A 15,985-nucleotide genomic window follows, 5' to 3' on the forward strand; every position below is an offset into this window, starting at 1 on the left:
TGGTGGAACTTATACACATTGTTAACAACCTGTTGATAAGTTGTTTCCACAAAGAGAAAAGGGACCTGTTGAGGTCCCTTTTATCAATTACTGCTGGTCTCTTTTTTCGCGTTGGTTAGCTTGTCTAGCTCTTTCAGCTGCTTTTTGATCAGCAGCGAATTCGTTAGCGAATTCTGCATCATGGTTTTGAGCTTGTGCAGGGTTGTTTTGAGCTTGACGCTGTTGCTTGTTTTCTTTGTTTGGACGTTTTGCCATTTGAAATCAGCTCCTGTTAGTAAGTTTGGAGAAGGGTTTCTCCACTCATTATAATGGTTTAAAACAGTGAAACTTATTCATCGATTACGGCTTTTGACCAGCTCGGTCTGCTCTTTTAAATGCTTTTCCAAACAATACATCTTGTGTTTTTGTAAGAGACATTTTTGATTCTTTGTTTTCTCTTCCTTTTTTCTTATCCAAGCTCACATCACCCTTTTCTTTAGGATGGTATTAGCATTGCCATGTGAAAAAGGATCTAAAACAAAAAAAGTTCCTAAAAAGGAACTAAGCTTCTAACTGTACTTCAATTGTTTCTGTACGATCACGCATTGTATGCAGTAGATAATTATCTCTTTCGATCTCATAAAGGTGATACGATTTTTCACCACTGTTGATTTGTTGATAGACACCTGGCCATTTCTCGTTAGCCAGTTCAACGTAAGGAATTTTTTCAGCAGCTTTCTGCGAGCGAACATTGTCTCGATTTATTCGAAGAAAAATGGTTTGAATTTGCTTTTCGTAAAAAAGTTCTCTAAAAAACGCGTCTTTTGCGATTTGATTATAGCCTTTTCCATGATAAGGCGTTCCAATCCATGTTCCTAGAAAGCCTGCTTGATTTTGAATATCGAACAAATTAATGGTACCAATCGGTGCTCCCCATTCATCAAGGATTGTTCTTGAGATGAGTTCGCCTTGTTCTTCAGCTTCTATCGTTTGTTTTGTTAAAAACATGTATTCTTCATAAGAATTTGCTTTATGACGTACGAATGGGAAGACAGCTGGGTCAACCATCAAGTCAAAGAGAACATGACATTCCGACAGGTCACGATTTTTAATCATGAGTTTCCCTCCTGTCGAGGGCAGATTTCACCCCACCCTCGAATAATAGTATGTTGAATTATTATTCGGGGTGGGAATCGAACCCACTAGGACCAGTCACTTTGCTGGTGGCGCACCAATTGCCTTCCCATTTCAAATTATGAAGTTGTATTTAGTTTATTTTAGCTTCAAAAGTATCATACTCGATTTGTTAAGAAAATGATACTGTAAATATCACTAATTTCTATGAATAATTTTTCCATTTATCATGGTCCAATGTGGACGTGCTTCAAAGTGGAATGGGTGATGGGACCATAAGACTAAATCAGCATCCTTCCCTTCTTCGATACTACCGATACGATCCTCTACGCCTAGGCTCTTTGCAGGATTCAACGTAATTCCCTCTAGTGCTTTTTCTTCACTTAAACCTTCTCTTACTGCAAGGGCCGCACATATATTCAGGTATTGAATCGGAACATACGGATGATCGGTTGTGATCGAAACTTCAATACCGTGGTTATTCAGAATACCATAAGTGGCCCAAGTCTTGTTTTTGAGTTCGATCTTAGAACGTCTCGTCATCGATGGTCCAACAGTTACCCGGAGGTTTTGTCCGCTAAGTTCGTCTGCGATTAGATGTCCTTCTGTGCAATGCTCGATTCGAACATCTAAATTAAATTCTCTTGCAAAACGTAATGCTGTTAAGATATCATCTGCTCGGTGAGCGTGAATACGGACGGGTATCTCTCTTTTTAACGCTGCGATGATTGGAGCTACTCTCGGGTGCTCTGACGGCTGAGATTTGCTGGCGTTATAAAATGCTTCACGTAATAGTCCGGTAATTCCCATTCTTGTAATGGACTCGTTGTTTGATTGACTATGAACTCTTTTGGGGTTTTCGCCTAATGCAACCTTTAATCCTGCTGTTTTTCTAACGATCATTTTCTCAACATTCTTTCCATATGTCTTTAAGACTGTTGTGGTGCCTCCGATAATATTCGAACTACCTGGCATTACTTGTACAGAAGTTACTCCAAAAGAAATGGCGTCCTTGAAGGCAAGATCTAGAGGATTGACCCCATCTAGGGCACGAACATGTGGGGTGAGTGCTTCTACTGTTTCGTTGGCATCGTTACCTGCCCAACCTGTTCCCTCATCATATAAACCTACATGCGTATGTGCATCGATCAATCCGGGAAGAAGGTGTGCTCCACTTCCATCTACGACCGTCATGTCAGGTTTTTCTTCAATTGAAGTGGCGACTCTCTCGATCAAGCCGTCACGTACTAGAACATCTGCTTGATCTAAAACCGCGCTGCTTATAGGATATACACGGGCATTCTTAATTAAAATTGTCATGATTTATCACCTTATTTCAAGTTAGGTACAAAGAAAGAGTAGCTACTATATTATAGGTATGAAAAACATGAATTAATACGAGTTTGAAAAAAATCTGCTGGAATTAAGCCAGCAGATTCTCAAGAGCATCTTTAAGTTTTAAATATCGGAAAGGATAGCCGAGTTCCTTGGCTTTTTGAGGCAATACGCATTGACCCTTCAAAACGACCCCGCTTTTTTCTCCAAGAGCGAGCTGCACGGGTGCTTCAGGAACAGGAATCCAGTGAGGTTTATTCAGTACTTCTGCTAGCGTTCTACCAAATTCGTTCATTCGTTTTGGTTCTGGTGCTGTTACGTTCAGTGGTCCTTGAACAGAATCATGATCGACAGCAAATCGTATCATACCGACCACGTCTTTGATATGAACCCAAGAATACCACTGTCTTCCATCTCCGAGCTTGCCACCCATATAGAATTTATATGGCAGTACCATGAGAGGGAGTGCGCCTTCTTCACCTAAGATGAGCCCAAATCTAGTCAGCACTGTGCGTACACCGTAATTTTGGGCACGCATCGCTTCTTTTTCCCATTTATATGTCACATCAGCAAGAAAATCAGAGCCCGGGTTCGTGTCATTCTCCGTAAAGGACTTGTCGAGAGAAGAGCCATAGAATCCTGTGGCAGATGCATTTACGAGTACACGGGGCTTATGGTCAAGTTTTTCTATAATCGAAACGATCTCTCGAGTTGCGGAGATACGGCTGTTCAATATTCTTTCTTTCTTGTCTTCCGTCCATCGGCCGCTATTAATCGATTCTCCGGCAAGGTTGATTATGGCATTTAGATTCTGTAGATCTTTCTCTGGTTCTGCATCATCTTTAAGCCATTTAACATACGTTACACCTGTTTGGGCAGGTTTGTTGTTTGGGTTTCGAGTTAAGATGTAGACGTGGTGTCCATCATTAACGAATGACTCAGTGAGAGCATTCCCAACGAAACCAGTACCACCAGCAATCGCTATGTTCATAACGTGGTTCCTCCTAGTTAATCCATTTCTTATAGTAATAATTTCTTTACCCGTAAAGAGAATCCTTTAATCCAATGCTCTAGGTTCATACTATTTTTTTGAAAATGATACAATGTGATGAGAGAGGTGAGCGTATTGGTTAAAATTACACGTATCACAACACAAAAGAACAACAGTGAACGGTTTTCGATCTTTCTAGATAAAGGGAATGGAGAAGAATTTGGGTTCGGTGTGGATCAGGATGTGTTGATTCGGTTCGGTATTAGAAAAGGAATCGAACTAGATCAGAAAACTCTAGCTGAGATACAGTTTGAAGATCACATAAAAATAGGTTTCAACTTGGCCCTTCATTATTTATCTTATCGGATGCGTTCTGAGAAAGAAATTATAGACCATCTCCAAGCGAAAGAAATCGAGGAGGCAGCTTTCTCTTCCATCATCAGTAAATTAAAGCGCTACGGATATGTGAATGATCTTGAATTTGCACGCGCTTTTGTTAGAACGAAAGTGAACGCAGGGGGGAAGGGACCCTTTATCATCCAGCAAGAGTTGATTCAAAAAGGCGTTTCACAAGATACGATTGAAAAAGCTCTTGAAGAATATCCATATGAACGTCAATTGGAACGTGCCGAAGAGTTTGCTGAGAAAAAAATAAAGAAGCTTAAAAACGTTTCATCGACTGAACTGAAACAAAAGCTTGGACAGGCGCTTACAGGTAAAGGTTTTGAAAGAGAAATCATTCAAGAAGTCATGAACGAAATCGATCATAAAAATCATGAAGAGGAGTGGGAAGCACTCCTCCTTCAAGCACAAAAAGCCGAACGCCGTTTCTCAAAATTGGATAGTAAAGAGTACAAATATAAAATGAAACAATTTTTATACCGTAAAGGCTTTCCATTTTCATTGATCAATCACTACTTAGATGAATTTATCGATCAATAAAAATTTCTTGTTGTCCTTCATCTTGATCAATAATTTGCTTTGCTTTTTCTGCTGGGGATTTCAATCTGGAAGTATCTTTAATGTGGTCTGTGGAGTGCCAGAACGGAGTATCCATACCTCCCATGTACACTGCAGTTGCACTTACCCCGGTTCCCTCTAGTTCCTTCCAGAGACTCTCAGTAAATCCTCTTATCGCATATTTGGATGCCACATAAACCGTTTCATGTTTTTTCCCTTTTAAGCCTGCTGTTGAAATAATGTTCATGATTCGTCCTTCTGTTTGTTTTAAAACAGGAAGAAAGAGTTTAGTTAGAAAAATGGACCCTTTTACATTCGTGTCGATGACGCTATGTATCGCTTCTTCTTCTATGTCCTCTAGGGAGCCAAATGCTCCTGCCCCAGCATTGTTTACAAGCATCTCGATGGTATGACCATCATTGGTGATTTTCGTATACAGTTCTTTAGCGTCTGCGTAGTTTGAAATGTCACACGTATATAATGAACAAGATCCACCCTGTTCTTGGATATCTGTGCAAACAGTTTCAAGTTTTTCTTTCGTGCGACCAACCAAAATCACGTGCTTATCTAAACTTGCCCACCTTTTAGCAAGCTCTGCTCCGAGACCTGATCCTCCACCAGTGATTACGATACTTTTCATATTACATACCTCCTATTTTGAAAGCGTAGCATATTTTTGTCATACCTTGTGAAATGAACTATACTGAAGACATTAGGAACAGTTTTATGGAGGTTGTCATGGATAAACGGTTCAGTGAAATGAATAAAGAAGAATTACGAACTGCAATCGCACAGCTTAGTGAGAAAGCTAGAAGAGCTGAGCAAATGGGAATGGTTAATGAGTTTGCCGTACATGAACGAAGAATCGCTCTTGCGAAGTCTTATTTATTAAACCCGGACGATTTTACTCCCGGAAAAACATATGAACTAGAAGGTGACCCAGGATCCTCGTTCGTTATCGATTACATGAACGGAACGTTCGCATGGGGTTTTCGTAAAGGAAGCGAAACTATAGAAGCATTTCCGATTTCAATGTTAATTGAGAAAGAGCAGCAATAACGCTGCTCTTGCTTAAGCTTTTTTAAGAACGTTTGCGGGTTTGAATCTGCAAAACGATATCATTATATGCCTGCTGAGTTTCTCCATTCACCTGGTGGTGAGCATGCTTCGGATTAGCACTGGGTGATTGAAATGAATCTTTATACTTCGGGTGAAGCCTATCACGATTGTCTTTACCCATTGTTTGCGCCTCCTATCGTATGTGAGAATTAACCATGTCGATTGTTAGTTTGGTTAGAAGCTTTCATGCGTTCCTGAGGTTGCGTGTTTGTCGTTCCGTCCGCGCGTTTTGAAGAAAATTCTTCCTTCGCGCGAGGTTCGCCTGAGAATTTAAGATCTGGATATTTAGAGACCTTCTTACGCATTTCATCGCCTCCCTTTTCGACAGTTTTTGTCTAAACAGGCACAATGTTAGTATGTGATTAGCTAACAGGCGTTATGTGAAGAAAAGATACAGAATGAACGGAAACCGTTGGAAGACAACATGAAAGGAGGATGCCTTATGGAAGATTTATTTGAAAGGCTTGCTCATAACTTACTTGAAAAAAATGACCAGTTGTCATATGGTCAGGCAAGAACGATGGTTGAACTACTTTGGGAAGATTTCGAATCGTCTAGAGCAAAGGCTGGAAGAGAGTATAAAGGCGTTGACGTTACAGAAAAGATCGTTCAACAATGGATCGATTATTACGGGCCAGTTTTACACGATTTTATGGAAAATAACCCTAAATATAAAGGATACTTTGATGACGATCGAAGCATCAAGCATTAAACAATAAAGAAACCGGCTGACGTATCAGCCGGTTTTCATATGGAATTAATCAATTGCAGGGTCCAACTTCTTTCTAAGCGTGTCTTCACTATACACCCAGCCTGTATATGAGCTTTTGATTTCTAACTGATCTTCCATTTGTACGACTGCAACGAATGGATAGTGACCTTTGCTGCGGTATCGAAGGTCGATGAACCTCACTTCATATCCCTCTTCTGTTTCTTCAATCTCCCATCTATAAACAGGAGAGAACGAAAGGAATGCGCTCAGGTTAGGGTCTTCTTTTGCAGTTTCTAGAACTGGTGTTTCAGGCACAGGAACACGGTCGAATTCATCTTGAATATGAATCGTAGTGCCTTCACCCCTCGCTACAAAGAATTGGGTTTCAGATTTAATGGCAATGTGCCACCTGCTCCACCTGATCGTAGGTGATACGATGACCTCAACTGCATCTGGTATACGTTCTTTAACAGCGTTGATCAGCTTACGCTGTTCGTATATTCTCCATAAATAATAGAGCACTAATATACCGTAAATGGTTAAGAATGTATAACCAGGGTTTGCACCTATATACCATAGTACAAGTCCAGCTATATGACTTAGAAAGATGAACGGGTCAAAGATGTTGATCACACCAAGAGCTACCCATCGGTTGGAGAAGGGTCTTAACGCTTGTGTACCATAAGCATTAAAGATATCTACAAACACATGAATAAACACTGCTAAAAACGTCCAAAGCCAAAGGTGAAGCCAATTTGTTTCTGGGTAAAACAGCATGATGCCACTGCTTATCAGAATTGGCCAAAGTAAGACGGCTGGAATCGAATGTGTTATGCCTCTATGGTGTCTAATGTATACAGCATTGTTTTTTAACTTGAGCACGGTATCAAAGTCTGGGGCCTGAGATCCTATCAGCGCTCCGATAAGAACGCTCTGAGCGGTGATGGGATCTTGAGCTACTGCTGGATCTAGTGTTGCGAGAGCTCCTAGCCCCAATCCCATGACCACATGTGTCCCAGTATCCATATGGTAAAGATCCTCCTTAGTAAAAAACGTTTGTGTCTTATTTTTTAAAAGAAAAGCTTTGGTTTTATATAGTCTATAGTTTAGTTATACCCAATAATCGTTTGTGTGAAAAGTTAAATGCTGTTTGGAAATGATAAGGTACGATATTATATGTATTAATTAAGCGAAGAGGAAGAACAAAGCAATTAAAGTATCGGAGAGTTGAACAATGACGAATGTAAAGGAACTTCTACACTCATTTGAAGAAGAACAATTTCAAAATGATTTAATCGATTGGTTCAGAAATGAACAACGGATACTGCCATGGAGAGAAAATAAAGACCCTTATCGCGTATGGGTTTCTGAAATAATGTTACAGCAAACAAGGGTAGACACTGTCATCCCGTATTTTCATCATTTTCTAGAGAAATTTCCTACTGTTGAAGACCTCGCGAATGCTCCGCAAGAAGAGGTTTTAAAAGCATGGGAAGGCCTTGGTTATTATTCACGAGCAAGGAATTTACAAGCGGCGGTAAAAGAAGTCGCAGAAACATATGGCGGTGTGGTTCCAAATACACCTAGCCAAATTTCAAAGCTCAAAGGTGTTGGACCTTATACTGCAGGAGCGATCTTAAGCATAGCATATGGTGTTCCTGAACCTGCTGTAGACGGCAACGTAATGAGGGTGATTTCAAGAATTATAGGCATCTGGGAAGATATTGCAAAACCTTCAACAAGAAAAATTTTTGAAGAAGTTATCAGAGAAATTATCTCAAAAGAAGACCCTTCTTCATTTAACCAGGGCTTAATGGAATTAGGAGCAATCATATGTACACCTAAATCGCCTTCTTGCTTACTTTGTCCAGTCCAATCTCACTGCAGAGCATTCCATGAAAGTTCTCAAGAAGAGCTTCCGATCAAATCAAAGAAAAAAGCGCCTAGACCAGTACCGATAGCGGTAGCAGTTCTTCAAGATTCAAGTGGGAGGTACTTGATTAGGAAGCGTCCAGAAGATGGATTGTTAGGTGGACTATGGGAATTTGTAAATGTTGAGCTTACAGAGGGCGGGTTAAAAGAAGAACAATTAATCGCGCATGTACGTGACGAGTATGGTGAAACTGCTGCTATTCAAGATGAATTGACAACGTTCACCCACGTATTCAGTCATATCAAATGGTATTTAACAGTTTATAAAGGCGAAGTTGATGGAATTAACGAAAATGGAACCGTTCGTTTTGTAAATGAAAATGAACTTGAACAATTTGCATTTCCAGTTGCACATCAGAAGATTGTTAAACAAATCGTGAAAGGAGATAGCTAAATGGAATTAAATTTAAAAGGGCGTAATGTTTTAATAACAGGAGGTTCAAAAGGAATCGGAAAGGCAATCGCTTCTGCATTTTATCAGGAGGGCGCAAATGTAGGCATTTGTGCGAGGAACCGTGAAGAACTTGAGGAAACAAAAGCTGAACTAAATAATAACATCGCGATTTTTGAAGCTGATATTACTGATGATCATAAACGCGTGCACCTTATCGATTCGTTTTTATTAGAGTTTGGATCGATCGATATCCTCGTTAATAATGCGGGAGGCAGTAGCGGAACAACGATAATGGAAACGGATGTTAATCAGTTCCATAAAGCGATGGACCTAAATTTTTATTCAGCTGTTCACTTAAGTCAACTTGCAGCAAAAGAAATGCAGAAGAAGGGTTACGGTTCAATCGTCAATATTTCTTCCATATTCGGTAGAGAGTCTGGTGGGAAACCGACCTACAATAACGCGAAGGCTGCGTTGATCAGCTTTACCAAAGCGATGGCAGATGAAGTGATTCGTTCAGGAGTTCGTGTGAATGGCGTTGCGCCAGGGGCTATTCTTCATCCGACAGGAAACTGGCAGAAGAGGCTAGATGAGAACCCTGAGAAAATCAATGCTTTTGTTGATCGTGAAATACCAGGCGGACGATTTGGGACACCAGAAGAAGTTGCTGACGCTGTAGTGTTCCTAGCATCAGAAAGAGCATCTTGGATCTCTGGAGCTACCTTAAACGTTGACGGTGGTCAATCTCGGTCAAACTTTTAGACAAAAAAACTCCCTGTATAAGAATACAGGAAGTTAATGTATTGGATCCCTTAAATAAGGATCGTTACCGCTTGACTCCCGCGGTAGAACGGGCGACCAAGCCCCCTGATTGGACGTTGTTTGTCCTGGAGGAGACTCGGGCGTTCGTCCGCAGGAAAGCAAGCGGTATTTAAACTCCTACGATATTGTGCGCGCCAAAACCAACAACTTGTTAGTTAAACTTATCTCTTTCCCCCAAAAGACAAACCTCCACGATGTTCGATTTCTTTGATGATCTCCCTATGGATGGCTACGCCTTCACTATTTAGATAAGGAGCAATCTGTTGCAAGCTGTGATGAAAAAAGGCAAGCTCACCATTCTCCCAGTCACTTTTAGGCATCATGGATAGTTCAGTCATATCTCGCTTATGATCCATCGATGAACCCCCTTTCGTTATTTAGTTTGCAACAGGTGAGAAAATGCTATCAAAAAAGGGGGTGGAAACAATGGAAAACTATCCTAAAAAATTTATTTCATTACGTACATATCTATTTTATATCTGGATATTCTATTGTTTGTGGGAGGTGATAAGCCATGGCAAAGAAACCAGGACAAACACAAGCTGGTACAAGCATTCAACACGTGAAACAACAAAACCAACAGAGCAATGGTTCTGCTGGTCAAGCTAATCAGCAACAGTATGGTGCTGAATTTGGTCAAGAAATGGGAGCTCAGCAAGCTCAGCAACAAGCTCAGCAGCAAGCTCAACAGCAAGCAAAAGCTCGTCAAGCTCAGCCTGCTCAAAAACCAAACCAGCAACAACAATAATTGCTTCCCTAACGGGGCTGACCATGTCAGCCCCGTTTCATTATTTTAATATAATTTTATCGAACGAAGGAATAAGGGCATTCAACGAAGAAAATGTCATTAGGGAGGGAATGGTTATGTGTGGACGCTTTTCGCTTACAGCAGAGTTAGATGCTTTGATCGAACGATTTCATATCGATCAAATTACAATTGATGATTATTCTGTTCGCTATAATATAGCACCTTCACAACAGGTGCCGACCATCATTCGAGCGAATGGTGAAAACCGATTAGGTACGCTTAGGTGGGGATTAATTCCCTTTTGGGCTAAAGATGCATCGATTGCCAATAAGTTGATCAATGCACGTAGTGAAACAGCAGCTGAAAAGGCAAGTTTTAAACATGCATTGAAAAAACGCAGGTGCATCATATTGTCAGATGGGTTTTACGAATGGAAAAAGGATAAAGATCGAAAAATACCGATGAGAATACAAGTAAACAAAGGTGAACCGTTTGCAATGGCTGGATTATGGGAACAGTGGAAAGAAGGAGAAAAATCGATCTACACATGCACGATCTTGACCACTGAGGCAAACGACATGATGAAAGAAATACATAACAGAATGCCGGTTATATTACCAAAAGAGCAAGAGCATAACTGGCTAGATCCATCTATTGAAGATTACACCATCCTAGAAGATATGATGGTATCGTATCCTGCTGACAAAATGAATGCTTACGAAGTTTCCACCCGTGTTAATTCACCTAAGAATGAAGATGAGACATGCGTTCTTCCAATAGAAGAAATATGACAAAAGTTCCTATATCTCAACACATCTTGAGAGAGGAAATTTCTTTTTCCTATTGAATTCTTTTTCGTAGACAGTATGAATGGGAAGGAGAAATTGAATGGATCGATTCGATGAGCTTATTCAATTACAGCTTCAACTTGCCGACAAGATGATTCATACGAAGAAGGAAATACAATCAAAGGAAGAGATGTTATCTGTATCCACGTTAGAGCAGGGAGCGTTAGTAAAACAGAAACAAGAGCTATTGAGGATGGAAGAAGACTTTAATAATTTGATTACCGAAGTGATCTCTACGTTTGAAAAGACGTCAGTTTAATGGACTACATGGAGTGCCATTCATTCGAATGGCGCTTTTGTTTTAACTTTCGGATGTTAAGCGTTATAATAGAGGGGAATTAATAGGAAGAGACGATTGATAAACTTTGTAGTGATCGGAAGGAAAGAAGGATGCTGTGAGTCTGCCTTACGTGAGGCATTCATCGTTTTCCGGAATTTCTTAGAAAGGAGAAGGAGATGAGTTTCCCAACGACCGGAACGAGAATTCAAATTCAAAGCTATAAACACCGTGGTACTCTACACAGAACATGGGAAGAGAGTATCGTACTTAAAGGGTCATCGAAAGAAATCATCGGGGGAAACGATCGTATTCTCGTCACTGAATCAGACGGTAGACAGTGGAGAACTCGTGAGCCAGCCATTTGTTATTTTAGTGCTAATCACTGGTTCAACGTTATCGGCATGTTGAGAACTGACGGAATTTACTATTATTGCAACCTTGGTACACCGTTTACGTACGATGAGGAAGCACTAAAGTATATTGATTACGATCTTGATATTAAAATATATCCCGATATGACTTATAAACTTTTAGATGAAGATGAGTATGAAGCTCATAAGAAAGAAATGAATTATCCAGATGCAATCGACCATATCGTTAAGGAAAACGTTAAAGAACTGATGAATTGGATCCATCAACGAAAAGGACCGTTCGCACCAGGTTTTGTCGATCAATGGTATGAACAATTTTTACAATATAGGTGAGAAAACCTGTTGAATCATTTTCAACAGGTTTTTGCATGATAGAAATGAACCTGTTAGCACAAAGATGCAAGAGGTAATGAAACAAAGGGTGATGTCATCTGGGCAGTATCAAGAGATATATGCGATTTGTTAGACCATACCGAAAGCAGATTGGAATTACGATCGGTATAGGGATATTGAAGTTTGGAATACCACTTTTGCTTCCGTTGATTCTGAAGTATGTGATCGACGATATCATCAATGCAGATGGTATGACGAGTAGTGCGAAATATGAACAGTTGCTGTGGTTAATGGGAGGGGCATTCTTTCTATTTGTAATTGTAAGACCACCAGTAGAATACTTCAGGCAGTATTTTGCACAATGGATCGGAAGTAAAATCCTCTATGATATTCGAGATAAGCTTTTCTCTCATATTCAGCAGCTCAGTTTAAAGTTCTACTCGAACAATAAAGCTGGAGAGATTATTTCGAGAGTGATTCATGACGTTGAGCAAACGAAAACGTTCGTGATTACCGGGCTTATGAATGTATGGCTAGATATGATCACAATCGTGATCATTATTGTAATCTTGTCATTCATGAACGTATGGTTAACGGTTGCAGCAATTATTCTTTTACCATTGTATGGTTTTGCAGTTAAATACTTTTATAAACGATTACGCGATTTAACGAAGAACCGGTCTCAGGCTCTTGCTGAAGTTCAGGGTCATCTTCATGAACGTGTACAGGGAATGCCGGTTATAAGAAGTTTTGCTCTTGAAGATTATGAGCAAAAACAGTTTGATAAGAGAAATACAAATTTCCTTTCTCGTGCAATCGATCATACGAAATGGAACGCTAAAACGTTTGCGACCGTTAATACGATCACAGATGTGGCGCCACTCATCGTTATTGCATTTTCAGCATACCTCGTTATTTCTGGGGACCTAAAAATTGGTGAGATGGTAGCATTTGTAACCTATATGGATCGGTTGTATAACCCTCTTAGGCGTTTGGTTAACTCTTCTACAACACTCACTCAGTCAATCGCTTCCATGGACCGAGTCTTTGAGTTTGTGGATGAAAAGTACGATATCGTAGACCGTGAAGATGCTCGAGAGTTGAAAAATGTTCGAGGCGATGTGAATTATAGTGATGTCTACTTCAAATATAACGATGAAGATCTTCCGGTTTTAAAAGGGATCGATCTTCATGTCCGAGCTGGTGAAACCATCGCCCTTGTCGGCATGAGCGGTGGAGGGAAGTCTTCTCTTGTCAGTTTGATTCCGCGTTTCTACGATGTGACGGGCGGTAAAATCGAAATCGATGGAACTGATATTCGTGACTATCATGCAAGAAGTGTTAGAAATAATATCGGTATGGTTCTACAGGATAATATACTCTTCAGTGAATCAGTCCGTATGAACATAAAGATGGGGAATCCAGATGCAACGGAAGAAGAAGTTATTGCTGCTGCTAAAGCAGCGAATGCTCATGAATTTATTAAAGATCTTCCTCAAGGCTATGATACACCTGTTGGTGAACGAGGGGTTAAGCTTTCTGGTGGACAGAAGCAACGGGTTGCTATTGCAAGAGTATTCTTGAAGAACCCAGCTATTCTGATTTTAGATGAAGCAACTTCTGCACTCGACTTAGAAAGTGAACACCTTATACAAGAAGCGTTAGGAGATCTTGCGAAAGATCGGACAACCTTCATCGTGGCGCACCGTTTAGCTACGATCACGCATGCTGATCGCATCGTCGTTATTGAAAACGGAAATATATCAGAAATTGGAAACCATAGTGAATTGATGGAATTGAAAGGTTCCTATCATCAGTTATTCCAAGTTCAAAACTTGTGATATTAACAACAAAAGCACCCAAATCGGGTGCTTTTTTGTGTTTATTTGCACATGTTTGCGTAAAAGCGTCAAAAGATGACAGAAAATTTTTTATCTCTCATTGCCAAGTTTTCGATTTAATGTAATAATTATAAACAGATTTTAGTTTAATTAAAAAATTCAGAATTGGTTGAAAGGGGTGAGAGAGTGGAACAACCAGTGTTAAAAGTCAGCGGGTTAGAAACTCACTTTTTTACCGATGATGGTGAAATTCCTGCAGTAGATTCAGTTGATTTTCATGTCAACAAAGGTGAAGTGTTAGGAATAGTAGGAGAGTCTGGATCTGGAAAGAGTGTTACGTCCCTATCCATCATGCAGCTTATTTCAGCACCTGGAAAAGTCGTAGGTGGTGAAATTTCGTATAAGGGCGAGAATCTCCTATCAAAATCTGAAAAAGAAATGAGAAAGATTCGAGGGAATGAAATCGGCATGATCTTCCAAGAACCGATGACATCTCTTAATCCGGTTTTCAAGATCGGGAATCAGCTCGTAGAAGGAATTCGAATACATAAGAAGTGGAACAAAAAGGATTCTTGGGCTCACGCTATTAAGTTTCTGAAGCTAGTAGGTCTGCCTAGAGCTGAAGAACTGATGAACGAGTATCCTCATCAGTTATCAGGCGGTATGAGGCAGCGGGTGATGATTGCGATGGCGATGGCTTGTGAACCTGATGTACTTATTGCTGATGAACCGACAACAGCACTCGATGTAACGATTCAAGCACAAATACTTGAACTGATGAAAAAGCTAAACGATGATACGGATACTTCGATCATCATGATTACGCACGACCTTGGGGTTGTTGCAGAGATGTGCGATCGCATCGTAGTTATGTACTCAGGGAAAATCGTCGAACAGGGTACAACGAAAGAGATTTTTGAATCTCCAAAACACCCGTATACAATCGGTCTGATCGAATCGGTTCCTGACGTTCGAACTCGAAAAGAGAGGTTATATTCGATTCCAGGTAACGTACCGAAGCCAGGCTCAATTAAAACAGGGTGTCATTTTGCCCCTCGTTGTAAGTTTGCTTTTGACAAATGTACAGAGGTTACACCGGAGTTAATCGATGCGGGTAATGGTCAGATGGCAAGATGCTGGCTTCATGAAGACAAAGAGAAAGCAACCTTGTTAGAGAGGGTAGAAAGCTAAGGGGGGCACCTAATTTGCAAGAAGCATTGCTCGAAGTAAAACAGCTTAAGAAGCATTTCCCGATAGAAGGCGGCGTACTTAAACAGCAGGTTGGTACAGTAAAAGCCGTAGACGGTGTATCGTTCAAGCTACATAAGGGAGAAACATTTGGCCTTGTTGGTGAAAGTGGTTGCGGGAAATCAACAACTGGAAGAATGCTTATGAGGCTTCTAGAACCGAGCGAAGGAGAAGTTATCTTTAATGGCGAGAACATTCTTTCTCTGAACAAGAGGAAGATGAGAAACCTTCGTAAAGATATTCAGATGGTTTTCCAAGATCCATTCGCTTCACTTAACCCGCGGCACACCGTTGAGAAGATCATTGAAGAACCGCTTATCGTTCACGGACTTGGAAATAAGACTGAACGTAAAAAGCGTGTGAAGGAATTGTTAGATATCGTAGGGCTGAGCCCGTATCATGCGAGAAGGTATCCTCACCAATTTAGTGGAGGGCAGAGGCAGCGGATTGGAATCGCGCGTGCACTCGCGGTTAATCCAAAGCTAATTATTGCGGATGAGCCAGTATCTGCACTCGATGTATCCATTCAAGCTCAGGTGTTAAATCTCCTCGAAGATTTACAAAAAGAGCTTGGTCTAACATATTTATTTATCGCACATGACCTTGGGGTAGTACGTCACATCAGTGACAGGGTTGGAGTGATGTACTTAGGTCGAGTAGTCGAAATGGCTGATAGTGAAAAGCTTTATCTAGAACCAAAACATCCGTATACTCAGGCTCTTCTTTCAGCGGTGCCAGTACCTGACCCTGAATATGGAAAGGATCGCGTCATTTTAAGTGGCGATGTGCCAAGTCCAGCGAAACCACCTTCGGGATGTCCATTCCATACACGATGTCCAAAAGCAATGGATGTGTGTAGCACAGTCGTTCCGGAATTCAGGGAAATCGAACAGGGGCATTACACTGCGTGCCATCTTTATGAAGAAGACCAGGTATAA

At 40.6% G+C, this 15,985-nt stretch carries 22 protein-coding genes; 12 read left to right on the forward strand and 10 right to left on the reverse strand.

Annotated features, from left to right (window positions below; translation table 11 throughout):
• Nucleotides 1-87: 87 nt before the first annotated feature.
• The 5 genes from ACXAHI_RS18540 to ACXAHI_RS18560 form a co-directional block, all read right to left on the reverse strand.
• Nucleotides 88-255 carry a hypothetical protein gene (locus tag ACXAHI_RS18540; RefSeq protein WP_474850389.1) on the reverse strand — a complete coding sequence of 56 codons (168 nt, stop codon included), beginning with the start codon at nt 253-255 and terminating at the stop codon, nt 88-90.
• 84 nt (nt 256-339) lie between these two features.
• Nucleotides 340-456, reverse strand: coding sequence for a YfhE family protein (locus ACXAHI_RS18545; protein ID WP_270182643.1), 117 nt, complete (start codon nt 454-456; stop codon nt 340-342).
• 84 nt (nt 457-540) lie between these two features.
• Complete coding sequence (locus ACXAHI_RS18550; RefSeq protein ID WP_474850391.1) at nt 541-1,095, reverse strand: GNAT family N-acetyltransferase; 555 nt, start codon at nt 1,093-1,095, stop codon at nt 541-543.
• Nucleotides 1,096-1,311: 216 nt separating this feature from the next.
• Nucleotides 1,312-2,436, reverse strand: a complete 1,125-nt coding sequence (locus ACXAHI_RS18555; protein ID WP_474850453.1) for an amidohydrolase — start codon at nt 2,434-2,436, stop codon at nt 1,312-1,314.
• Nucleotides 2,437-2,536: 100 nt separating this feature from the next.
• A complete protein-coding gene (locus ACXAHI_RS18560; protein WP_270182641.1) occupies nt 2,537-3,439 on the reverse strand; it encodes a TIGR01777 family oxidoreductase in 903 nt (300 codons plus the stop codon).
• 135 nt (nt 3,440-3,574) lie between these two features.
• Between ACXAHI_RS18560 and recX the strand changes: the two genes are divergently transcribed.
• Nucleotides 3,575-4,381, forward strand: coding sequence for a recombination regulator RecX (gene recX, locus ACXAHI_RS18565; protein WP_474850393.1), 807 nt, complete (start codon nt 3,575-3,577; stop codon nt 4,379-4,381).
• On the opposite strand, the gene ACXAHI_RS18570 is transcribed toward recX, so the two are convergent.
• Nucleotides 4,368-5,039: an SDR family NAD(P)-dependent oxidoreductase gene (locus ACXAHI_RS18570; RefSeq protein ID WP_474850396.1), complete on the reverse strand. Its 672-nt coding sequence runs from the start codon at nt 5,037-5,039 to the stop codon at nt 4,368-4,370. The two genes, recX and ACXAHI_RS18570, sit on opposite strands and share 14 nt — an antisense overlap.
• 98 nt (nt 5,040-5,137) lie before the next feature.
• On the opposite strand from ACXAHI_RS18570, the gene ACXAHI_RS18575 reads away from it, so the two are divergent.
• Nucleotides 5,138-5,458: a YfhH family protein gene (locus tag ACXAHI_RS18575; RefSeq protein WP_474850398.1), complete on the forward strand. Its 321-nt coding sequence runs from the start codon at nt 5,138-5,140 to the stop codon at nt 5,456-5,458.
• 22 nt (nt 5,459-5,480) lie between these two features.
• Here ACXAHI_RS18575 and ACXAHI_RS18580 read toward each other — a convergent pair whose 3' ends face one another.
• Together ACXAHI_RS18580 and sspK are read right to left on the reverse strand one after the other, a co-directional pair.
• Complete coding sequence (locus ACXAHI_RS18580; protein ID WP_474850400.1) at nt 5,481-5,639, reverse strand: YpzG family protein; 159 nt, start codon at nt 5,637-5,639, stop codon at nt 5,481-5,483.
• Between the two features lie 28 nt (nt 5,640-5,667).
• Nucleotides 5,668-5,823: a small, acid-soluble spore protein K gene (sspK, locus tag ACXAHI_RS18585; RefSeq protein ID WP_270182637.1), complete on the reverse strand. Its 156-nt coding sequence runs from the start codon at nt 5,821-5,823 to the stop codon at nt 5,668-5,670.
• 137 nt (nt 5,824-5,960) lie between these two features.
• Between sspK and ACXAHI_RS18590 the strand changes: the two genes are divergently transcribed.
• Nucleotides 5,961-6,230 carry a YfhJ family protein gene (locus tag ACXAHI_RS18590; protein ID WP_270182636.1) on the forward strand — a complete coding sequence of 90 codons (270 nt, stop codon included), beginning with the start codon at nt 5,961-5,963 and terminating at the stop codon, nt 6,228-6,230.
• 45 nt (nt 6,231-6,275) lie between these two features.
• Here the strand turns inward: ACXAHI_RS18590 and ACXAHI_RS18595 are convergent, their stop codons facing one another.
• Nucleotides 6,276-7,256 carry a metal-dependent hydrolase gene (locus ACXAHI_RS18595; protein WP_270182635.1) on the reverse strand — a complete coding sequence of 327 codons (981 nt, stop codon included), beginning with the start codon at nt 7,254-7,256 and terminating at the stop codon, nt 6,276-6,278.
• A 208-nt stretch (nt 7,257-7,464) separates the two neighbouring features.
• Here ACXAHI_RS18595 and mutY point away from each other — a divergent pair, with 208 nt between their 5' ends.
• Together mutY and ACXAHI_RS18605 are read left to right on the forward strand one after the other, a co-directional pair.
• Nucleotides 7,465-8,556 carry an A/G-specific adenine glycosylase gene (gene mutY / locus ACXAHI_RS18600; protein ID WP_474850402.1) on the forward strand — a complete coding sequence of 364 codons (1,092 nt, stop codon included), beginning with the start codon at nt 7,465-7,467 and terminating at the stop codon, nt 8,554-8,556.
• Complete coding sequence (locus tag ACXAHI_RS18605) at nt 8,557-9,318, forward strand: SDR family NAD(P)-dependent oxidoreductase (RefSeq protein WP_474850404.1); 762 nt, start codon at nt 8,557-8,559, stop codon at nt 9,316-9,318. It begins immediately after the preceding gene.
• Between the two features lie 221 nt (nt 9,319-9,539).
• On the opposite strand, the gene ACXAHI_RS18610 is transcribed toward ACXAHI_RS18605, so the two are convergent.
• The gene (locus ACXAHI_RS18610; RefSeq protein WP_270182632.1) at nt 9,540-9,734 is read right to left on the reverse strand and encodes a hypothetical protein; all 195 of its coding nucleotides are present in this window, start codon (nt 9,732-9,734) and stop codon (nt 9,540-9,542) included.
• A 158-nt stretch (nt 9,735-9,892) separates the two neighbouring features.
• On the opposite strand from ACXAHI_RS18610, the gene ACXAHI_RS18615 reads away from it, so the two are divergent.
• From ACXAHI_RS18615 to ACXAHI_RS18645, 7 genes are all read left to right on the forward strand, one after another.
• Nucleotides 9,893-10,126, forward strand: a complete 234-nt coding sequence (locus ACXAHI_RS18615; RefSeq protein WP_474850406.1) for a gamma-type small acid-soluble spore protein — start codon at nt 9,893-9,895, stop codon at nt 10,124-10,126.
• A gap of 116 nt (nt 10,127-10,242) precedes the next feature.
• Complete coding sequence (locus ACXAHI_RS18620) at nt 10,243-10,917, forward strand: SOS response-associated peptidase (RefSeq protein WP_474850408.1); 675 nt, start codon at nt 10,243-10,245, stop codon at nt 10,915-10,917.
• 97 nt (nt 10,918-11,014) lie between these two features.
• Nucleotides 11,015-11,233, forward strand: coding sequence for a hypothetical protein (locus ACXAHI_RS18625; RefSeq protein WP_474850410.1), 219 nt, complete (start codon nt 11,015-11,017; stop codon nt 11,231-11,233).
• Between the two features lie 197 nt (nt 11,234-11,430).
• Nucleotides 11,431-11,958: a nucleoside tri-diphosphate phosphatase gene (gene ntdP / locus ACXAHI_RS18630; RefSeq protein WP_224885093.1), complete on the forward strand. Its 528-nt coding sequence runs from the start codon at nt 11,431-11,433 to the stop codon at nt 11,956-11,958.
• Between the two features lie 98 nt (nt 11,959-12,056).
• Complete coding sequence (locus ACXAHI_RS18635) at nt 12,057-13,799, forward strand: ABC transporter ATP-binding protein (protein ID WP_474850455.1); 1,743 nt, start codon at nt 12,057-12,059, stop codon at nt 13,797-13,799.
• Between the two features lie 186 nt (nt 13,800-13,985).
• Entirely contained in the window at nt 13,986-14,990 is a 1,005-nt protein-coding gene (locus ACXAHI_RS18640; protein WP_270182627.1) for an ABC transporter ATP-binding protein, read from the forward strand.
• Between the two features lie 14 nt (nt 14,991-15,004).
• Nucleotides 15,005-15,985 (forward strand): ABC transporter ATP-binding protein, encoded by a 981-nt coding sequence (locus ACXAHI_RS18645; protein ID WP_474850412.1) that lies wholly within the window; start codon nt 15,005-15,007, stop codon nt 15,983-15,985.

It is taken from the genome of Anaerobacillus sp. ABD4_527, from assembly GCF_056160805.1.